The 20,081-nt window shown below is 49.0% G+C and carries 20 protein-coding genes and 1 pseudogene; 5 read left to right on the top strand and 16 right to left on the bottom strand.

Annotated elements, in window-relative coordinates; translation table 11 throughout:
• Positions 1-52: 52 nt before the first annotated feature.
• From ACNQ0W_RS13020 to ACNQ0W_RS12995, 6 genes are all read right to left on the bottom strand, one after another.
• Complete coding sequence (locus ACNQ0W_RS13020) at positions 53-1,378, bottom strand: type II toxin-antitoxin system HipA family toxin (RefSeq protein WP_000088044.1); 1,326 nt, start codon at positions 1,376-1,378, stop codon at positions 53-55.
• Between the two features lie 4 nt (positions 1,379-1,382).
• A complete protein-coding gene (locus ACNQ0W_RS13015; RefSeq protein WP_012477377.1) occupies positions 1,383-1,676 on the bottom strand; it encodes a helix-turn-helix transcriptional regulator in 294 nt (97 codons plus the stop codon).
• Positions 1,677-2,076: 400 nt separating this feature from the next.
• Positions 2,077-3,465, bottom strand: a complete 1,389-nt coding sequence (locus ACNQ0W_RS13010) for a hypothetical protein (protein ID WP_012695445.1) — start codon at positions 3,463-3,465, stop codon at positions 2,077-2,079.
• Positions 3,466-3,469: 4 nt separating this feature from the next.
• Positions 3,470-3,967 (bottom strand): membrane protein, encoded by a 498-nt coding sequence (locus ACNQ0W_RS13005; RefSeq protein ID WP_000340139.1) that lies wholly within the window; start codon positions 3,965-3,967, stop codon positions 3,470-3,472.
• A 202-nt stretch (positions 3,968-4,169) separates the two neighbouring features.
• Complete coding sequence (locus tag ACNQ0W_RS13000) at positions 4,170-4,826, bottom strand: trypsin-like serine protease (RefSeq protein WP_000462754.1); 657 nt, start codon at positions 4,824-4,826, stop codon at positions 4,170-4,172.
• 658 nt (positions 4,827-5,484) lie between these two features.
• Entirely contained in the window at positions 5,485-5,877 is a 393-nt protein-coding gene (locus ACNQ0W_RS12995; RefSeq protein ID WP_000341066.1) for a hypothetical protein, read from the bottom strand.
• A 920-nt stretch (positions 5,878-6,797) separates the two neighbouring features.
• Here ACNQ0W_RS12995 and ACNQ0W_RS12990 point away from each other — a divergent pair.
• Together ACNQ0W_RS12990 and ACNQ0W_RS12985 are read left to right on the top strand one after the other, a co-directional pair.
• Positions 6,798-7,784: a hypothetical protein gene (locus ACNQ0W_RS12990; RefSeq protein WP_000211823.1), complete on the top strand. Its 987-nt coding sequence runs from the start codon at positions 6,798-6,800 to the stop codon at positions 7,782-7,784.
• Positions 7,781-9,820 carry an ATP-dependent helicase gene (locus ACNQ0W_RS12985; protein WP_000166877.1) on the top strand — a complete coding sequence of 680 codons (2,040 nt, stop codon included), beginning with the start codon at positions 7,781-7,783 and terminating at the stop codon, positions 9,818-9,820. The genes ACNQ0W_RS12990 and ACNQ0W_RS12985 overlap by 4 nt, the downstream gene beginning before the upstream one ends.
• A gap of 2 nt (positions 9,821-9,822) precedes the next feature.
• On the opposite strand, the gene ACNQ0W_RS12980 is transcribed toward ACNQ0W_RS12985, so the two are convergent.
• On the bottom strand, positions 9,823-10,077 hold the full coding sequence (locus tag ACNQ0W_RS12980; protein WP_000880375.1) for a hypothetical protein: 255 nt from the start codon (positions 10,075-10,077) through the stop codon (positions 9,823-9,825).
• A gap of 140 nt (positions 10,078-10,217) precedes the next feature.
• Positions 10,218-10,438: pseudogene (locus ACNQ0W_RS12975) on the bottom strand (type I restriction-modification system subunit M N-terminal domain-containing protein); the annotation flags it as partial.
• Positions 10,439-11,063: 625 nt separating this feature from the next.
• Between ACNQ0W_RS12975 and ACNQ0W_RS12970 the strand changes: the two are divergent.
• Positions 11,064-11,405, top strand: a complete 342-nt coding sequence (locus ACNQ0W_RS12970) for a hypothetical protein (protein WP_001151572.1) — start codon at positions 11,064-11,066, stop codon at positions 11,403-11,405.
• Between the two features lie 91 nt (positions 11,406-11,496).
• A complete protein-coding gene (locus ACNQ0W_RS12965; protein ID WP_000398479.1) occupies positions 11,497-11,688 on the top strand; it encodes a DUF7706 family protein in 192 nt (63 codons plus the stop codon).
• Between the two features lie 240 nt (positions 11,689-11,928).
• Here the strand turns inward: ACNQ0W_RS12965 and ACNQ0W_RS12960 are convergent, their stop codons facing one another.
• The 8 genes from ACNQ0W_RS12960 to ACNQ0W_RS12925 form a co-directional block, all read right to left on the bottom strand.
• Positions 11,929-12,384 carry a hypothetical protein gene (locus ACNQ0W_RS12960; RefSeq protein WP_000374058.1) on the bottom strand — a complete coding sequence of 152 codons (456 nt, stop codon included), beginning with the start codon at positions 12,382-12,384 and terminating at the stop codon, positions 11,929-11,931.
• Between the two features lie 90 nt (positions 12,385-12,474).
• On the bottom strand, positions 12,475-13,716 hold the full coding sequence (locus ACNQ0W_RS12955) for a vWA domain-containing protein (protein ID WP_001053340.1): 1,242 nt from the start codon (positions 13,714-13,716) through the stop codon (positions 12,475-12,477).
• Positions 13,717-14,144: 428 nt separating this feature from the next.
• Positions 14,145-14,720, bottom strand: coding sequence for a TerD family protein (locus ACNQ0W_RS12950; RefSeq protein WP_000301247.1), 576 nt, complete (start codon positions 14,718-14,720; stop codon positions 14,145-14,147).
• Positions 14,721-14,788: 68 nt separating this feature from the next.
• A complete protein-coding gene (gene terD, locus ACNQ0W_RS12945) occupies positions 14,789-15,367 on the bottom strand; it encodes a tellurium resistance membrane protein TerD (protein ID WP_000116680.1) in 579 nt (192 codons plus the stop codon).
• 48 nt (positions 15,368-15,415) lie between these two features.
• Complete coding sequence (gene terC / locus ACNQ0W_RS12940; RefSeq protein WP_000255079.1) at positions 15,416-16,456, bottom strand: tellurium resistance membrane protein TerC; 1,041 nt, start codon at positions 16,454-16,456, stop codon at positions 15,416-15,418.
• Between the two features lie 22 nt (positions 16,457-16,478).
• Entirely contained in the window at positions 16,479-16,934 is a 456-nt protein-coding gene (locus ACNQ0W_RS12935; RefSeq protein WP_000007449.1) for a tellurite resistance TerB family protein, read from the bottom strand.
• 22 nt (positions 16,935-16,956) lie between these two features.
• Positions 16,957-18,114, bottom strand: a complete 1,158-nt coding sequence (locus tag ACNQ0W_RS12930; RefSeq protein WP_001054786.1) for a TerD family protein — start codon at positions 18,112-18,114, stop codon at positions 16,957-16,959.
• On the bottom strand, positions 18,114-18,695 hold the full coding sequence (locus ACNQ0W_RS12925) for a tellurium resistance-associated protein TerZ (RefSeq protein WP_000254137.1): 582 nt from the start codon (positions 18,693-18,695) through the stop codon (positions 18,114-18,116). Before ACNQ0W_RS12925 ends, ACNQ0W_RS12930 begins: the two co-directional genes overlap by 1 nt.
• Positions 18,696-19,015: 320 nt before the next feature.
• On the opposite strand from ACNQ0W_RS12925, the gene ACNQ0W_RS12920 reads away from it, so the two are divergent.
• Entirely contained in the window at positions 19,016-20,074 is a 1,059-nt protein-coding gene (locus ACNQ0W_RS12920; protein WP_012695441.1) for an ATP-grasp domain-containing protein, read from the top strand.
• Positions 20,075-20,081 lie beyond the last annotated feature (7 nt).

The raw sequence follows: 20,081 nt of genomic DNA, 5'->3' as shown, positions 1-20,081 counted from the left end.
CTCACGCTTACATCAGCTATTCTGAAAACATGCACACTATAAATTGCGGCTGTCATTTCTCAGCCAGGCGCCTGCATTGCTGCCTCATTCCATCAAAAATACTTTCCGCAAGCTGCTGGGGGAACTGGTCCGGAAGAAGCCCGCTAACACGTTCAATGACACCCGGGGTTCTGGCGATGATTTCCTCTATCATCGCCTCTGTCTGCTGTTTACTCAGGCCGGTTATCTCACCATGCCTGATCCAGTGGCGTCGTTGTATTCGATATATCTGGTAATAGTTGCTACTGCCACGTACGGCCATCGCCAGTTTGCACTTCTGCCAGGATATCTGATTGTTCCCATGACCGATCACCGGCCATGCCGACAACACATCATAGAGTGGTGTAAGGTGATAACGTCCCTGTGGCCCAATAGAAATACTGAAATTTTTAGCGTGGCCATCTGTTGCGGCCATCATCCAGAAAACTATCTGCGTCATAAAAAACTGCGCTTTGTCACGCTCAGCACGGTCTGAATTACTCAGAACTTCCATAATTTCCGATATACCTGGCCCGCCGTCCGCCTGATATTTTCGTAATGGCGAAATGCCCAGGGCCTGACACATATCCTCCTGGGGTAAACGAATGATCCATTGTCCGTTTCCTGACCATTTTCGGTCAAAACGTTCTACCACCAGCGCTTTCTGATCTTCAAAGTGAGCAATCTGCGTTCTTGCCACGGGGAGCCCGTACTGTTCGAGAAGTACCGAGCAGAGCCATTCATTTTCAACCGACGAGCGCATGTCGGCTTTCATGTTCCCCACAAGTCCGAGCGGTAGCTTGAATATATGCGTCGTTGGTGTATTACCCTCCGGCATACACCACCGATCTTCATGCCACAGTAGGGCTGTTTTCTCCTGAGCACCGGCAATAGATAAACGTAAGTCGTCGTTATCTTCTGGCCTGCCCGGTAGCAATGTCTCCGTGGTATTACGCAAAGTTGCCGCAATTTCTGATTCAGTAAGCGGGTGATACTTCACGGAATATAAATCTGTGGGTTCATCTCCGTCATGAAGCAGCTGTATCGCGCCCACGCAGTCTTTTCCCAGCTCCGTCAGAAGATCAAAAGGCTCCAGGCTATCGGCCTTGTAACGCATTGCCAGACGTCTGCGTATGCCTTCGCTGTCCGGGAGTAAATTATCAAAATAGTCACGTACCACATTTCCACGCCAGACCTGGTTCCCGGGAGTAAAAGGAAGGGACAATGACAGCGGCCTTCCCTGTTCGTCTGCACTCCAGTCAGGAAGGTATTGTAAGCTGTCTACCCCTTTACTTTTTTCCCAGTATCCGACTTTGATTCCGTTCATCCAGATTGCCAGACGCTGCTGTTTCCGGCTCATATCGTTACCATTTCTCCTGTCGTGCAGGTGAGTTTGATTTAAGCATTTCTTCCGTCTGCTTCCCCTCTGAAGAGGCGGTTGTCGAGGAGAAGCTGATTTTTACGCCCAGGATAGAAAACACCTTGAATAGCCGTTCAATGCTCGCACTGGCAGGGTTGGCTTCCAGACGTGAGTATGTCTGTTGAGTGACCCCTAACCTTTCGGACAGGTCTTTTTGCGTCAGGCCATTCGCCTTGCGAAAACCAATGAGCAAGGGACGCAACTGGTTGAGCGTGTTTAACGGGTAATCATTATTGATCATAAGCTGGCCTCAGTAGTTCCTCTGATACACCTTGTACGCTGTTTTCTAAACATACACCCTAAAAGCTGTAATATCAAATTAACAGCCTAAAAGCTGTTAAATAGAGAGTACAACCTTTAGGCTGTTACTAAGTGGCAGCATAAATCTTTATGAGGTTTGATATGAGAGAACTATCAATAATAAGCCGTTACGCTCGTACAGCATCCGGTAAGAGAGCTGACAGATCAGGATCATCGGTAAACGAGAAGCGGAGTATCTTATGGCCCTGTTGTGAGCTGTATAAATAACTACGAGCTACTCTCTGCCTCGGGGAGGAGGCAGAGAGAGTATTAAAAGCAAAGGCAGACATTTTTAGCAGCTGGTGGGCTATGGGGTTCCGGAGGTGCTCCGGTGAATGTTACTTGACTGGCAAGTTTCCTGCTATGATGGTCAATGCCTCGATGCTGTCTATATTGTTCTGAAGCCGTTCCAGTTCTGCCTTTTCAATACCGGCCCAAAGCTTTAAGTGTCGCTGATAAAGGGACCACTTGAGTGAGTGAAAACCATTCCAGGCCAACCCCATCCAGGAGGCGTAATTCGCATTGAGAATATTGCCGGTGATATACATTTTACCTGCGTTAACAGCACTGGAAGTTCCATAACCCAGGGCAAGCATCATCCGGAAGCGTGGATTTAGCCGCAACGGCATGGTATCCAGTAAGGTCTCCCCAAAAGCTCCTTTTCCCAGCGATACCTGTTTCGCCACATAGAAAACCCGCATCAAAACTTCCATTATGCTCATCGGAATACTTGTCACGATAAACTGACGAAAGTCATACCCGTTGACATACATGTACTCTATTTGTTTGCCGAAGTTAGAACTCCCCACAGGGATCCCCTCAAGCATACGAAGTAGCCCCATAAAAGGAGCCGGTAACCCCATGCCACGGTTTCCTTTTGCTGAGGGGGCATTAACATCCGATGCCAGGTGTCCAAACATTCTGGCGATGAGCCTGAAAATATTGGTTTCGTCTGTAACGCCTTTACTGGAAGGATAAACCACGATCTGTCCATTCTGAACCACCGTACAGGTCCCGTTCAGCATATCCTTTATACCGAAAATAATGCCCAGTACGGGATCGTGTGACAAAGCTCTTAAGCGGTGATTTGTGGGAGACAAAACGCCACCGGCCGCACCCACTAAATCGCTGCTGATCGAACTGTCTGGTGCCCCTATAGGGAACAAATCTGAGAGTTTTGTACTCAGGTCCTCCGGCAAAATGGCATTGAAGGCTTTCTGCACCTGTTTATTGAAAATACCATCCACTTCTGCCGTAAAGCTCACCGTAGGTTTTGGCGGGGCTCTGACGCAAAGTAAATCCAGCATGGATGCTATGAGCCCGCATCCGCAGGCAATAGCATAATCCCAGGCGTCGAGTGCGTAGCGATCATTAAATTCTTTAATATGATTCTGGATCCGGGCATCTACAACAGCCAAGTCATCCGTGGAGAGTATTGTGGCCAGTCCAATATCACCGCATACACGCTGGTTAGCCTCGCTATATATAGTCTTGAGACCAGTAGAATGCATGGCAGTATCTGAAGGGGTCATTTCTCGCAGATGATGTTCTTTAAGCGCCAGATGCTCCGCTTCATCAAGTTCAGTGCCGCTGATTAGCCCGGTCAACTGTGCCTTAAGGCTCTCTATATCACTGTTAATTGTCTCGTGAGCGTTCGCGATATCCTGACCACGGAGCTGAATATAACGGATGGCCCTGAACTCATCATCATAAGGAGACTGACTCATGTGTTTACCTCACCGCGACCAGGCTACCTTTTGGAGCTTTCTTAGTAAGCATGTCGATTGTTGCCTTGATGCCAGCAATTTCTGCCTTAAAATATTCCGCATTCGACATCAACCTTTCCTGAACTTCGTAGAGCTTTTGGATGGCCTGACTAAGGGCGGCTGTCAGTTTCGCATTTTTTTTGTGTTTCACTATCGCGTACCCGCCAATCCCTAACACAGCTACAGGTGCGGCCAATACCGCAATGCCTGCAACCATACCGCCACCGACGATAGACCCTGCTGTAGCGAGCCCGGAGGTTATGCCTGCTGCTGACACTCCCGTTGTACCAAGCGTATAGAGAGCACCGAAGGAAGCCGCTGCGCCTACGCCTGACCCCGCCAAAGCTGCTGCGCCCTCAGTAATACCCGGGAACTTATTTTCAAGCGCCTGAAGAGCACTTGTAACTTCATCCATTGCCTTCTTGCGAATTTTTTCGAGCTCTTCAGTTTCGGTAGCGTCCATTACAGGCCTCGTATTCATAACTTGCTGTGTGATAGGTGAAAAAGAGCACCATAAAAGTGATGAAGAAATCATGACTTACTATTGTGGCACTTTCGAGTTCATGTTTGTCAGTTTCAATGCTGTTGCTGTTAGTAAGGGCAGACGCCATATCGGGCAGACCCAAAATAACTATCGTGCCAGCGTCATTTTGGAACTGACTTTGCTAAAAATCAGTAGCGGACTGAACAGACATGTGTGGATTTGAATCTGGGCAGGTTCCAGACATTATTCCAACCAGACTTCCAATGACAAAATGCTCGTCATTCTCGGAGACGACATAGGGTCCACCAGAGCAACCATCGGTGTTGAAATGTGCTATTACAAAGCGAGTTGTGAGATGTTGGGGAGAATGATTTGAGCAATTTAAAGGCCAAATGCCTGAAACTTCACCAGGGAATGTCGAAATTGTTGTCTCATTCATTGGATATCCGACACCCAATGTACCCATGCCAGCTGCGGGAGCCAGGACCTTAAAGTAACTACTTACAGGCTGTTGTATTCCAGCTGGTAATACGATTTCTGCACTGTCAACAAACGGAATGCCGTCTTTAAAGTCTGCCCTGTCATTAGCCTCATTGAGAATGAAATCGACTAGAACAGGCTCTTCGTTCACCAGTCCTTGATGGTTAAGAAATTTGACGTAAAGTTTAAGTGTATTGCTGACGGGATAAATTTTTCCAAGAGCATTGGTAACAACATGGGCTGCGGTGAGAATCTTTTGCTGCTGACCATTATCGAAACCAAACGCAGTTGCTTCGAGATGGCTACTAAAATGAGGATCATTGCTTACATAGATTTTACAAACGTAGTTTTCAAACATTATTTCCTCCTTTTGCCGGTACCTAATCAGTTACACGGCTGCATGTTATAAACAACTAAACTCGCTTCCTGATATTTGAGTTTGTATGTTTTGCCAGGCACCAGCTCACCTCTGAAACACGGTTAGTCTCCTCCATGACATGGTTATGGCGATGGTCAGAAACTGTTATCGACGAAAGGCTGGAATTCCTTTAATGGCATTATCCATTTCAAGTCGTATGTCCTGAACGGGAGCGTATATTTTTATGATTCCAGATCTTAACCCTGAAACATTCCCCGTATCAAAACTGACCCGTTACAGATAAGTCACCACCGGTGCTGTCGATTAATTTAGTGAATTGCATGTCCTCATCCCATAAAGGGTAGGGCCTACCCCCGGCATCGAGCAAACCTGACCACCCTGCCCTTATTAAGACCCCACATGCGGCAATGGTGCCCTGTCCACGCCGCCCGCGAACTTTGAGGAAATGGGGAGAAAATAAAAAGAAAACAAAAAGTTATCGGCTGAAGTACCGGCGCAGATCGGGAATCAGGCGAAGCCTGACAGCACGTTAGGGCCTGGCAGGGGGCTTGAGGGATGAGGACATGCAATTGTGATAACCTTCCCGCCACGGGGTCGGTTAAATTCGTATCCTGCCGGTGCAATTCCAACGGCCGCGTTACCAGTTCGCCGGGTAGCATGGCCAGCAAAGCCAGGCATCGAGCACCCGGGTTTCACTGACGGCCGCTGCATAGACGCCGGTATCCGGGAAGAAATAAACCGGGGTGGCGTTGTTCAGCTGGTCGCCTTCATCGGCCAGAGCGCCGATCACCTCATGAGGCTTAAGCAGCATATCCGTTAAATATTCATCCGGGTGGATGGCATTCAGCGATATGGCCATCTCCAGAAATTCATCCAGGGTATGGCGGGTACGATACCCCCGGAAAACCTCGTATGAAGGCGTGACGCATTCACCATCCAGGGAACAGGCATCGTAACCGGCCAGCTGCTCTTCGGTGAGTCCGGAGGCATGCTTTGCCACAAGATTCGTAAATTGCTCTTTATCGTCCATCACAATCCTTACGCTGTAGGGGCCTGTTTGTGTTATCACTGCTTCCGGTTTTTACTTCGCACAACCCGGCAGGTATCCGGTCGCCCGGGCGTCCTTTGCGGTCTTGTTCGCCCTTCGCCTGAATTACGTCAAATCCCTTTCACTACCCGGCCGCAGGGTGACACCTCCCCTTTTCTCCGGAAGCGAAAGAGGAAGAACAGTTTAACAGCCCGGATCCTCAATAATTTTCGCGTAACGGACTAAATAACCGGTTTATGCAGCTTCTGATAACCACAGACCGCGATAGAATAAAACGTCTGGTGAGGAACCGGAGTGTTATGTAAGCGGGGGGTTTAACTGGGTATCTGTGTAGTCCTATTTAGCCAGATATCCCGAATAAAAACCTCAACGATTAGGTAAACGAAATGGATGGATTCTGGTCGATGTTCTGTTTGTTTGTCGTGGTAGTTTCACTGCATAAAGCCCTTTCTGTAGCAGCAGCACGAGCAGACGCAGCAAAATTAAATATGCTTCTCAGAATGAGAAAGTTTAAAAAGTAGCTTTCAAGACATCTGAGAATTCTTTTAAATCCTCAGAGGAAGTTATATGTTTAGGCTATTTGCAAACTAAGGTTGGAATTCCATCATTCTAGCCTTAGATCTTTGATCAAGTGAAGTTGCTCACTTGGTTGGATTTTACCGTTTCCTGACGGCTTTTCAGAAGCGAGGGCTGGTTGGAATGCCTTCCAGCTAGAAGTCTTGCAGATGCTCTCCGGGCATTAACTCATTGTCGAATCTGCACCAGTATCACTAGGTTGTTGAGCGGGCGATTAGCTTTTTCACTGAGCCGCTGTACACTCGACTGCTTCAAGAAGCACTACTTACCATTTGCCTGCCGTAAGGTCTGTTCTTAGCTGGATTTTTTTGGGAGGATACGCAGTCATGACAACTCAATCCAGCTCAATACAATACGCTTACGCGCTAGACGGCGAGGGCACCCTCACGCACATTGGCGCTGCCCTGCGCTCACATACTTACACCTGCCCAGGTTGTAAGAGCCCCCTGACCCCGGTAATGGGCGAGTTCAACGCTAAGCACTTTCGCCATTCGGAAGAATGCTGTGCCCTTGAAACCTATCTTCACAAGTGCGGCAAAGAAGCATTCTTCTATCGCTACCAACAAGCTCTCAGCCGTGAAATGCCTATTAGCCTTGAGCTGGAGCGCCGGGTTGCCTGTAATGGTTCTCGTTTAGCCTTGGTTAGAGACGAAGCACGTCAGTGCGTAAAATCCGTGCCTGCACGCTACAACTTGACTCAATTTTTCGATCAGGCAGAGCTGGAAAAACACGATAAGGTCACAGGGCTGCGACCAGACGTGATGTTGTATGATACGACTGGCGAAAGGCGTTGCTACGTAGAGATTTGTGTCACACACCCCTGCTCTCAAGACAAGATCGAAGCCGGTATCCCGATTCTTGAGTTTAAGGTCCAATCTGCCTCTGATATTCAGATGTTGCTTACCGGGGCCTACTCGATCAAGGAGAAGATCCTGAGAGTATTCAACTGGCTTCCCCCGTTTCAATCTGTGGACACCTGTAGCGGCGTCTGCTCAGTAGGTAACGTGGATATGTCTGTCTGGAGTTTAAGTGGTTCCGGCCGACTCAACGAACAAACGATGCCGCTCGCTGAAGTGGATTTAACAATCAATTCTGACGTGAACACATGGCCTAGATCGTTAGGGGCCGCTGAGCTGGCTGATAACTTACGAGCTTTTATCCGTCACGCCGATCCTCATTCACTATTTCCCAACTGCATTATGTGCGAGCAAGCAGGCCGATGGGAGGATGGCTATCTGCAATGTCACAGTAAGGCAAAGATCGTTCCCTACACCGAGGCCCGTCAGTGCGCCAATTACAAGGTTAAGGCATGACCAAAAGACTGACTTGGGAGCAGAAAAGTATTGTCAGCCATGACACCGGACATGCGTTGGTAAAAGCCGTACCTGGTAGCGGGAAAACAACCACACTTGTAAAGCGCGTTGAGCGGCTGGTCAAGACGGGAACTGATCCTCGCTCCATTCTGATCCTGATGTACAACAAGTCGGCGCAGGTGAGCTTCACGGAGAACTTGAAGACGGCACTGATGTCGAGCGTGATTCCAGAAATCCGCACGTTCCACAGCTTGGCCTTAAAGATTGTTGGTTACGGAGAACGCCAACAGATAATCAAGAAGAAAGACCTCATTACTCCAAGCGACTACCGCTATGAGCAACTGGTAAAGCAAGCCTACCGCTATGGCTTTGACCATGAGGCGAATTATATTGACCCCAATGAAATTGAAAACTTCGAGCTGTTTATTGCTCGCTGCCGGGCGGCGGCCGTAACTCCTGTTGATGCTGCCAATGATCCAACGTTCAGCAACATCAAACGGGAGTTTATTCACGCCTATGGCCGCTATTGTGAGCTGCTGGAGGAAAACAGTCTGCGAACCTTTGATGACTGTTTGATTGAGGCTGTCGCACTGTTGCGTAATGACAGCAGCCTTGGTGCCCACTTCAAGCACATCATTGTTGATGAATATCAGGACGTTAACCTGATACAGCATGACATGACCCGCTTGCTATCTAAGTCGGATACGTCGGTTATGGCTGTTGGTGATGTTAACCAGTGTATTTATGAGTGGCGTGGTGCTCGACCAGACTTTATCGGCGGACTGTTTGAAAGGCACTACCCGAATACGAAGGTGTTTCAACTGTCATGCACGTTCAGATTTGGCCATGAGCTTTCCTTGATGGCTAACTCGGTAATTCGGCGCAACTCTACAAAGCTGACCAAGCTTTGTGTCAGTCATCCTAGCACCCCCAAAACAGAGGTCAGATTGCACTTTGATAACTGCCTATCCAAGGTGCTATCAAACCTCTCGGTGAGCAGTGGAACACAAGCCATATTGTCCCGCACTAAGGCGAACCTTGCTGAGGCGGAAATTGCTTTACGCCTGTGTGGGCTACCTTATCGCTACCTCAATGGTTCAAGCGCATTACACACCCGCACCGAAATCGGGATACTGGTAGTTGGCGTCTTGCTGTCTGTGTACGGCGATCTGCGGCTACTGGAAAACCATCCCAACAAACAAGCGATTGTTTACGGCTTTCTGAAGGAGGCTGGTTTTAGATGGCAGAAAGGGCAATTCAAAGCGGCGCTCAGTGGATTGATGGCTCCGCACGCCGACCTATGGTCTGCTCTAGGTCAGTTATTCGAGGGCGCACAATACCAAAAAGATCGGCTGGGCAGGCTCGCCACTATCTGCCAGAAAGACGGAGAGGAAACGCCTGCTATCGATGTGTTACGACGCCTGAGTATGGAGGGTTTCATTGATAGTGTTGGCTCTGAGGGTGTAACTCGCACTGGATCGAACGACCAGCAACGAGGGGTCGTGAGGATCGGGGAGCTACTTGACTCCAGTAAGATCGATTCCCGCACGTTTTTAAACCTTATCTTGAATCCAGGCGAGGCTGCTACTGACTGCGATCCCTTCATCCTTTCCACACTGCATGGTTCCAAGGGGCTGGAGTGGGATAACGTAATACTGATCGGGCTGAATGAGCAGGAATTTCCTGGCGGCAAACCCGATGATGTTTACAGCGTTCGCACATCGATGAACACCCCTCCGGCCGAAGAGGAAATCGAGGAGGAACGTCGGCTGTTTTATGTCGGTATCACTCGCACAAAACAGCAGCTAAATCTGGTGGTCCCTCTTGATGAAGGGCTTGCGCGGTGGCTCAAAAACCGCTGGGATAGCACCCCGAAGAAGTCACCGATAGCTACTCGCTTCGTCTATGAGGCTGGCTGGACTGCTTGTGCGGTTACCAGTGATGCGATCTATAACAGCACGGTAGAGAAACAGAAGGCTGACTTCAGCAAGTTTCACCAATGGTATCTAAGAGATCTTCAGCGGCTAAAAGTCTAGGGCTACCGATACTTTTCGATTTCAGACAGGTGCTCGTTATCCAGATCAATTGTGGCTTTTCTTTCAGAAGCGAGCTTCTTCGCTCGCTTTGCATACTGAAGCCCCTTGGCTGGCTGCTCTCCGCGTAGGATCTGTTCAGCCTGCTTGCTCGTGCTGTGCCCCAGAAAGCGTTCGTACTGCTCGTCAGATACCTCAGTGCCGATCAGTCGTTCGATCCAGCCGCTTTTCGGCGGGTAACTTACGCCCAGCGCAAGCAACTGCCTTTTCTGTACCCACTATTTCCGGCGCGGCCGGCTTCAATCAAGGCTTTGGTTAGAACTACAGCCATTTGGGGACTCTCATACACAAACCTGAACCATGCGGGTCTGATTGGCGGTCAAGATAGCAGCGCATCGAAATCAACACTGAACTCTGCTTCTAAGAACTCAATCGTGGCTGGTTGGCTATCGAGCGATGCTTCCCGTGTAGACTCCAGTGCGCACTCCAATCGACGCAGCAGAGTAAACGGCAAAATGATCTTGCCGAAGTCGGTATGCTTGAAATCCCCCCCCACAGGTCTTCCGCGTTCTTCCAAATGAAATCAGCTTGCGAAGCAGCCGAACCTACGAACTCTGCCATCTTGGCCTCCAACCAACTTTTGCACGAAACGGCACATCTTCCAAAAGAGGGTTGTCAACCAAGTTTTGCACAAAACGGACTTTGATCCATTTCTAACTAAAATCTACAATCCAACCTCAGATTGCAAATAGCCTATGTTTATTACAGATGGTATGGTTCGTGTTTTTGTTTATTCGATGGCAACTGTACTCTTTCTGCCGCTTGGCTTGTTGAAAAGCACGTGGTGGTTTTCACCATTGTTTGCGATAGCTGCTATTGATTACTTAATGTTTCTGCGTCGACAAGGCTAGTTGCTGAACCTCATACCTCAGAGCAATCTGTATGTTTTTTACACCACTGGTTAAAAGGTCAGGCTACGTTCCTGACGTTTTTTAAAAAACAGTTTTATGTTTGATGCGTTACTGGTCTGTCTGGTAACCCAGTGGTACATTACCATTATTAAGGCTGGCTGGCGGTGGTGCATCATGCTTAAACGACCCTCTCTGAGCGTACTTTCCGACAGTCCTGTGCACCGCACCACTTACCCGGCAGGCCTATGTCTTGGTTATTCTTCGTTGTACCTTTTTCTTCAGCTTTATCCCTGACATGTCTGTCTGAACAGTTCTAAGCAAACCGGAATGTTGTCATGGCCAAAGTACAAGGGCTCTTTGTTGGATACCGAAAATTCGCTGTTGATCGTGACTGGCTTCGTCAGCAGGAAGAACAACGTTATCGGGATCGCCAGCGACAATTTGATGAATGGTCCAGGAAATGGGTCACTGTAACCAGGCTCAAAGAGACTCGTTTATGGACTGACGGAGCCATCAGGCGATGGTTGGGTGAACCTCAGCAGCAGGGTAAATATAAAGTTTTCCCCGTTGAAGCGGTTTTGGCTGCTGAGAAGTTGAATGAGTTTCGGCTCTGGCTTAAACCCCGACTGGAAAAGAAACGTGCCCAGCACCACCACTTTTTAATTCCATTTCTGTAAAGTAGAAACAACGGCAGTTCCGGCCGCATTCAAGGCTTCGGCATCTGGTCAGAAATAAAGCGCCATTTTTCAGTATAAGGGAGGTTAGATAGTGGAAGGTATTGAGACACTGAGTTTGCAGCTTGATGAGAATGAAACTATGGCCCTTGCTCAATTAGTTAAACGTCTGAGCTGGAGCGATCTTCGTGGCTGTGCTGTGAGTGACGAAGAAGCCTGGGTAATGAAAAGCGCAATTGAAAAATTACAACAGGCGTTAAGGGAAGAAGGTTATGCGCCTCGATGAGGCTGGCTTCGTTCTTTATTCCGATAACAAATTTGCTTAAGGACTAACTATGAGCCAGCACTGGTATGAGGTGAAAAGCAATCAGGGAATTGTTCAGGTGATTGTTGGGAGAAGATATTAATGTAATGCGTTTCTGCATTACATCAAGCAGATTAGCTTTTTCTGGTCAAAATAGACGATGTGATTTTTCTTTAGCCGAAGTCCATCCGCTCCCCACGCAACCGGTAAAGGTTCGCAGGTTTAATAAAGATAGGTTTCGTATCTCCCTAAGGGTGGGATAGGTAAACTCATAATGGCATCTGTGTTTACTATGTAAGTATTCGGGTAAAATTCATCTAATACAGTAAAGTTTAGTTTCTTACAAAAGCTTAATAAATATGGGTTTTTCACGTCTTCTATTACAACATCGCACCAGGGATTCGATTCACAGCAAAGCTTCAGAAAAGACTTAAACCATCCCTTGTTTTGTATTTCTTCCGGAAGCCGTACCACATGTATGGTCAGACAATCTCCATGATAACGATTAGTACTTTGTCTAAGCCCTACAACAATCCCCTTTTCTTGAATCTGTACACCTGCCTGATGCTCTTTCATGTCGGGCGTATAGTGCCTTGCTCTGTTTAACCAGGCCACCAGCTGCTGAGCCGTACTTGGTGATTCTTCAGCTATCCATTTCAGGTACTTGATGCGGTCCATATGCGCCTCCCTGTACGATTTCCAATGAACAAAGGCTCTACAGTATTAAGCTGCTGTAGAGCTCATTCAACCAAGCTCAAACTGTGCGTATTAAAGGATGCCTAACCTTTTTGTTTCATCGATCCACGGTCTGAATTCTTCCAGTAGATTATCATATAACTTTTCATCGCTAATCGAACCGAAATCATCCATGGCAAAGAAGTGGGTGTTATCAACCCGGCGGTCAGTAAAGTCATCCAGATTTTTGAGGATACCGTAGCTTGAACCACCCAGGCCGACAAACTTCCAGAAGATGGGGTAGTTGGCAGAACGCCGGATTGCATCTTTAATCGCCCGGGTCTTGCTGATCCCGCCATCGGTAATAAATACAACATACACCGGGATTTTCGAGTCCTTAAAGTAGTCGACTATTTCTTCCATCACAGGAGGCTCGTTGTTTGTCCCTCCGAGGCCCGGCAGGTTCTCCCAGGCTGAACGCTTTCCAGCCCCGCGAATGGACTGAATATATGTGTCCAGGTTGTCCAGTGTGACGTTTGGATACTTCTTATGCTTCTCTCCAAATCCCCAGACATCCATTTCACCGTCGTCGTCGAACTGGGCGGCAAGAACGGCGATGCGGTCCAGCACAGACTGAACGTTACCCTTACTGAACTGGCCACTCATTGAGCCGGATGCGTCAAGTACAAATGCAACCGCTGCCTCAAGGGTGTCCAGTTTATTTTTAGTAAGACTGACCGAGGCTTTTTTAGCGAGGCTTACAAGGCGCGGAGATCTGGTTTCCAGTTTCTTTTCCAGACTGATACGAGCAGGCTTTGCTGGCTGCGGAGCTGGCTGTGCGACATCAACGCCATAGCTAATGGCCAGAGGCTCAAGACCACCGTTGAAACCCTGCCCGAGCGCACGAAGCTTCCAGGCGCCATTGTGCCGATATACTTCACCCAGGATAATTGCTTTCTCACTGCGGCCCTGAGTCTCAGCCTGGAACTCAGCGATTCCTTGAGCCTGCATGCTCAACGAACTGAGCCCACTGATGGTATCTTCACCATCAATGACAACTGTGATTGCAATTTTACTGATGTTCGCAGGAACACGATCCAGTGCTATCTCAATGCTGGACTGCTGAGAACCGGTAACGAGCTTTACTGCCCCTTCAGGAGAAGACAGATTATTGTAAAAGATAAAGTCAGAATCGCCGCTGACCTTTCCCTGAGCATTAAGCAGGAACAGGCAGGTATCGGGTTCGCCTTTAAAGCCGGATTTGGTAGGGTACTGAAGATTCAGCCTGATCGCAGATTGCTGAAGTGGTATGTTTTGTCCGGATTGTAGATTCACATTAACTCTCCTGATTTTTGATTATTTTAAAGCGCAGCGTTTATATAGGTTCCCCTGGCTTAGTTCAGGACGCTGGATTTCTGGTGAGGCGTATATATGGTGTGACACCATATTTCATCACGTTGAAGTTTCTATACCTGTTGAATTGGAATTTCCATTGGTCGGGTATTTTATCTTCCAGAACCCGTGCCTTCATAAGTCGCAAACGTAACATATATCAGAGGGGCATGCTGTTGATATAAGGCACGGAATACAGGCTTTAACCAGCAACCAGAGAAAAATCCGTTTCCTGCCTTTAAAAGGCTCACGTCAGAATTAACATCTCTCTGCTTTCTGAGATTCCCGAACCCTTTCTGCCCCCCCCCTCCTGATAGCGGATCGCAACCAAAAAAAACCCCGGCATTGCCGGGGTATGATTCAGCGTTATTTTAGATGTTAACGCCGTGCTGGGAGGCAAGAGCCGCCAGGCCACCGGCAAAGCCCTGACCGACAGCTTTAAACTTCCACTCAGCGCCATGACGATACAGTTCACCGAAGACCATAGCGGTTTCGGTTGAGGCATCTTCAGACAGATCGAAACGGGCAATTTCCGTGCCGTTGTCGTTGTTGTAAACGCGCATGAAGCTGTTGCTCACCATGCCGAAGTTTTGTTTACGCGCTTCTGCATCATAGATGGTAACGGCAAACACCAGTTTTTTGATATCTGCTGAGACTTTGGTCAGATCGATTTTGACCTGCTCATCGTCGCCGTCGCCTTCACCGGTACGGTTGTCGCCCTGGTGCTCTACCGCGCCATCAGGGCTGGTTTTGTTATTGAAGAAAATGAAATGCGCATCTGACAACACTTTACCGTCTTCGCCTACTGCGAACACGGAAGCGTCCAGGTCAAAACCCTGACCATCGGTTACACGGGCATCCCAGCCTAGGCCAACCATAGCAACATTCATGGTTGGTGCTTCTTTGGTCAGAGATACATTGCCGCCTTTTACGAGAGAAACTGCCATTTTTAGCTCCTGCAAACAGTTGAATGAGGGCTGCATTAACAGCCCCGGGTAGAAAAGTTACTTTTTGATCAGGACGCGTTAATGCCGTACTGAGCACATACAGATGCCAGACCACCAGCATAACCCTGACCTACTGCGCGGAATTTCCACTCACCATTGTGGCGATACAGCTCGCCGAACAGCATGGCAGTCTCAGTGGACGCATCTTCGGTCAGATCGTAGCGAGCAACTTCAGTCTGGTTATCGTCATTAACCAGACGAATAAACGCACCGGATACCTGACCAAAGCTCTGGCGACGAGCCTGAGCATCGTGGATGGTCACAACGAAGATGATCTTGTCAACTTCAGACGGGACGGCGTCCAGTTTAATTTTCAGCGATTCATCATCACCATCGCCCTCACCGGTGCGGTTATCGCCGGTGTGCGTTACGGAACCGTCGGATGACGTCAGGTTGTTATAGAAGATGAAATCTGAATCGCCGCGCACTTTGCCGTTTGAGGCCAGCAGGAATGCTGAAGCATCCAGGTCAAAGTCCTGACCGTCTGTTGAACGCGCATCCCAGCCAAGGCCCACCAGGACGTTTTTCATTGACGGAGCTGCTTTACTTAGGGAGACGTTCCCGCCTTTGGAAAGAGAAACACTCATAAAATAACCTCTTCGATTAGTAATTGTTCAGGTTAACACTTAAGGGGATTAACTCCCCTTTTCCTCAGATTCAGGTTTGCCCGGGAACATGACGCTTGCGAGAATGCCCAGCGCCAGTACACCCAGTACAACATACAGGCTGGTTGTTGCCGCGATGCTGTAACCATGATGCCAGATGTGATCGGTCGCATTCAGGCCGAGTTTTGCCGCGATGAAGAACAGCAGCACGATAACGGCCTTCTCCAGATGAACCAGGTACTGTTTCAGTGCCTCAAGGACAAAGTACAGAGTACGCAGGCCCAGGATAGCAAACATCATGGCACTATAGACGATAAGCGGTTCACGACTGACGGCAATGATTGCCGGTACCGAGTCAAACGCGAACATTACGTCCGAGAGTTCAACCACAGCCACACACAGGAACAGCGGGGTCGCATACAGCGCCGCTTTTTTACCACGGCCAATGGTGACATCGCTGTTTTCTGGTTTCGCCAGTTCAGCATCCACTTCCTTCTGGTTAAGCAGGAAGGCATGCCCTCTGAGCTTCGGCCAGATAGGGAAGAAGCGTTTAACCATGCGGTAAGCCAGATGCTGGGAGTAATCCTCAATTTCATCATCGTCATCACCGCTTTTAAGCATCATGACCGCTGTCCAGGCAACGATAATAGCGAAGACAACTTCAACATACGGCCCCAGACTCAGCAGGCTCGTACCGATGGCGACAAAGATGCCCCTGAAGACAATGGCACCAATGATCCCCCAGTAGAGAACACGGTGGCGATAACGATCCGGAACGGCGAACCAGGAGAAGATGGCCATCATGACGAACAGGTTATCGACCGACAGCACTTTCTCCAGCGCATAACCCGTGACAAACAGACTGGCAACCTCAGCACCGTGGTGGATATAGAGGAAACCGGCAAATGCCATCGCAACCACAACCCAGAATACGGACCAGAGCGCCGCACTCTTCAGCGAAATAGGCTTGTCATCACGGTGCATAAACAGGTCAATAAAGATGGCACCGACTGAAAGCGCAATAAAAACAATGACCGTTTCAGTCGGGAAGCCGATGTGTGTGGAAACCATATTTTACCCTTAGGGATGTGGATCAGAGGCCAAATTCAGCCGGGTCGAAGCCCAACGCGATAGCGATCTCGCGGGAGGCCAGTTTCTCGTCCTGATCGAAGTTACCGTCACTTTTCGCAACGGCAATACCAACACGTAAGGCCAGCTGAGCGGCCTCAGGCTGATCTTTCAGCGCCAGGATGTATTTCATGGTTTCGCCCTTGCCGATTTCAACATCGAAATCGAAGCTTGAAACCAGTTTATTGAAGAACTCAATCACCTCATTGGTATCGAAGACCTTCAGCTCTTCTGAAGAGCGCAGAAAGCCCATCATTTTCTGCTTTTCTTCCGAACTTACGCCGTCACTCGATACGGCAATACGGGCACATACAGCAACGGTGCCCTGCATGAATTTTTTGTTTTTGAAACGGCCAACCTGGCGGGTCAGTTCGTCACGGCCTGAGTTAATGGCACCTTTAACTTTGTCGAAAAAGCTCATACCTGTTTCCTTTGTTGCTGTGTTATTTAGAACCGGCGCTCCAGCGAAATCCCCAGCCAAATGCCCGGTCCATTTCGTCCTGGCCTTTGAAGTACTGGTTAATTCGCTCGACTTTAATTGCGCCGTTTTCGTTTACGAGTCTGGCAATGGCGCACAATGTGCGACGGTTTTCACCTTCGGTCAGGCGGGTCTCAATGGGCGGTTGATCCGGCACATGAATGGTGACCACACCATCAGTCTTGTCCCAGCTGGGAACACCTTCATAAATAAAGGCGTAAATCAGCACTTCGCGGATATGCTTCCATTCACGTCCATTGATATGCAGCCACTCGCCGTCTGATACATCACCCGTCCGGTCATCGCCCTTGAGCTGAACATACGGTTCATCGCGATAATCACCGAATGCATTACCGAGCGCCTGAATGACCGATTTATACCCGTCCTGAAGCTCAACAAAGGCCCCCAGATCCAGGTCGATTCCTTTGGAGCCGAACATGCCTGCAAAGCCTGATTTGCCGCTGCCCCGGTGCCAGTTCAGGTTGATCCGGATTTCACCGAAGTTATCCCGTTTGGTCAGGCTGATTGCAGGCTTCTCTTTTGTCAGCGATACCTTGCTCAGGCTGATTTTTGTCTCAACTGGCGGAGGGGTTACAACCGGAGGAGTCGGGGCTGCGGGAGCCGGTTCGTCGGCAATATTTACGCCGAAATGCTCTGCCAGCGGTTTAAGTCCACCGTTGAACCCCTGCGCAACGAAGCGGAATTTCCAGTCATTATTACGACGGTAAAATTCACCCAGAATTAAGGCTGCTTCCTGACGGCCGCTCAGTTCGACACTGCCGCTAACCAGGCCGGTAGCCCCTTGCTCCACGTCGATGGAAAGATTACGAAGACCGGACACCGTCTGCCCACCGTCACAGGTCACGGTGAACGCAATTTTCTGGACATCAGGTTTCAGCCGGTTGAGCGCGACAGTAAAGGTTGAGTACTGGCCTTCACTGACCAGGCTGACGGTACCATCATCGTTACGTGGCTGACCATAAAACACCATGTCCGCATCACCCTGCACCTTCCCGTCGGCATACAGGCGAAACGCCGAAGCATCCACCTGGCCGCCCGAGGTGATCCGGACCCGCAACTCCTGGGCTGGAACGGGGGCATTGCCCCCCGGCGTCAGGTTCATTAGCGAATAACCGCTGAAACGATATCGGAGTGCATATCGTCAATTGTGCGGCCGCGACAGGCATGGCCAAGGGCGGTAAAGTCCCAGTTGCCGTTATTACGGCGCAGCGAAGAAATAACGATCCCGGTATGTGAGCCCTGCTCAGTCAGCTTGTAGCGAGCCAGCTCTTTGCCGGTTTGATCGACAACGCGGCAGAACGCGTTTTCGACGTCATTGAACGACTGACCACGGAAGCTGTTTACCGTAAACGCCAGGTATTCAACGTTTGCAGGCAGTCGGGAGAGGTTGACATTAATCACCTCATCGTCACCGTCACCTTCACCGGTCAGGTTATCGCCACTGTGCACAACAGCGCCGCAGGTGGATTCCAGTTTGCGGAACCAGATGGTGTCAATTGTTTTACCGGTGCTGTCCATTAATACGCAGCCAGCATCGAGATCGATTGAGTCGTTGCCTCCAAACAATCCTCCAAGAAGACCTTTTTTCTTAACCGGATCCCAACCGAGACCGAAATGAAGCTGGCTTAATGCAGATGATTCTTTGCTGAGTGATACCGTCTGGTTCTTAACTAATGAAACCATGTTTTATTCCTTAAAATGGTAATGACCGAGACAATCAAAGGTATATTTAGTAACTGACGAAGAAAATCATATCATGATGAAGTTCTCTGACAAGGGAAATTTTGGTAGTTTTCTGTAAAAACACAAAAAGAAATCCTTTTCAGGGTGTTAATTTTCTAAGTTTAATTTAAATATCAATGTGTTATCAGGAATCCAAAAAACCTGACGCACTCCATAACCACAGGAGTTATTAATCATATTATGATTGACATGTAGCTTAGACACTCATAGACTCACTTCTCAATCATAAATTTGCATGGCGTTCCGGATAATTAAAAAAAATGAACAAGAAAATTTGGTTTATGGAAGGTTTATCCTCCCAGCGAGATATTATTCAGGGGGTAAAATCATTTGCAAAAAAAAATAATTTTGCCATTACCGTTTTTGCCTCCCACCGTAACGAAAGAAATGAAATCCTTTCCGTTGCCGACTATTCTTTGACTGAACCTGAAGATCCTCAAAAACGTCTTCAGTTTATCCAGGAAACCATTCAGTCCTACGGCATCCACCATATTCATACTGGCCGTAACAGCCAGTGGTTTGAAGAACACCGTTCAGCCATTGAATCGACCGGTGCCACCCTTACTACCGGTGCAACGGGCGTCGACTGGTTAACTCTGGCTGACGAAAAAGTTACTTTTGCTCAGTTTATGGAGCAAAAGGGTCTCCCGGTCGTACCATCCTGGCGGGTGAATACGCTGGCAGAATTAAAAACACACCTCGCGGCCCCGCCGTTCACTGACAGCCCGGTATGCGTGAAGCCGGTGACGGGTATCTATGGCATGGGATTCTGGCGCTTTGATGACAGTGCTTCGCCTATGGCCGTCTTTAATCATCCCGAACATCGTCTGGTCAGTCCGCAACAGTATATTGCAGCAGCATCAGCTGCTGAGTCGTTTAAACCCCTTGTTTTGATGCCGTACCTGCCAGGCCCGGAATTTTCCGTCGATATCCTCGCGGATAAGGGCGAAATACTCGCAGCCGTGGGACGCCGTAAGGAAGGGGTTATCCAGTATCTGGTAAACGAAGGAAGCGCCTGGGAACTGGCGTGTGACTGCGCCAGGGTTATGAAGGCCGACGGGCTGGTGAATGTTCAGACGCGAAACGATGTGAATGGCAACCCGGTGCTGCTTGAAACCAACATGCGTCCGTCAGGGGGGGTGGGTTATACCCTTCACAGCGGGGTGAACCTTCCTGGGTTATTTGCTGCCTTTAAGCTCGGTCTGATGTCTGAAGATATGGTGCGCCAGAGCGCTAAAAACACCTTTTCTCCGGTTGCGGTGAGATCCATTACGGATGTAATTGCATACCCGGAATCACTCTCTAACCTTCTGAATTAAGGCGTAT

Origin of the sequence: Enterobacter cloacae complex sp. 6730903, from assembly GCF_048283985.1 — a bacterium.
In the GTDB taxonomy this organism is placed as follows: domain Bacteria; phylum Pseudomonadota; class Gammaproteobacteria; order Enterobacterales; family Enterobacteriaceae; genus Enterobacter; species Enterobacter hormaechei_C.
The sequence above is the reverse complement of the archived record's forward strand: the minus strand, read 5'-3'. Positions and strand labels throughout refer to the sequence as shown.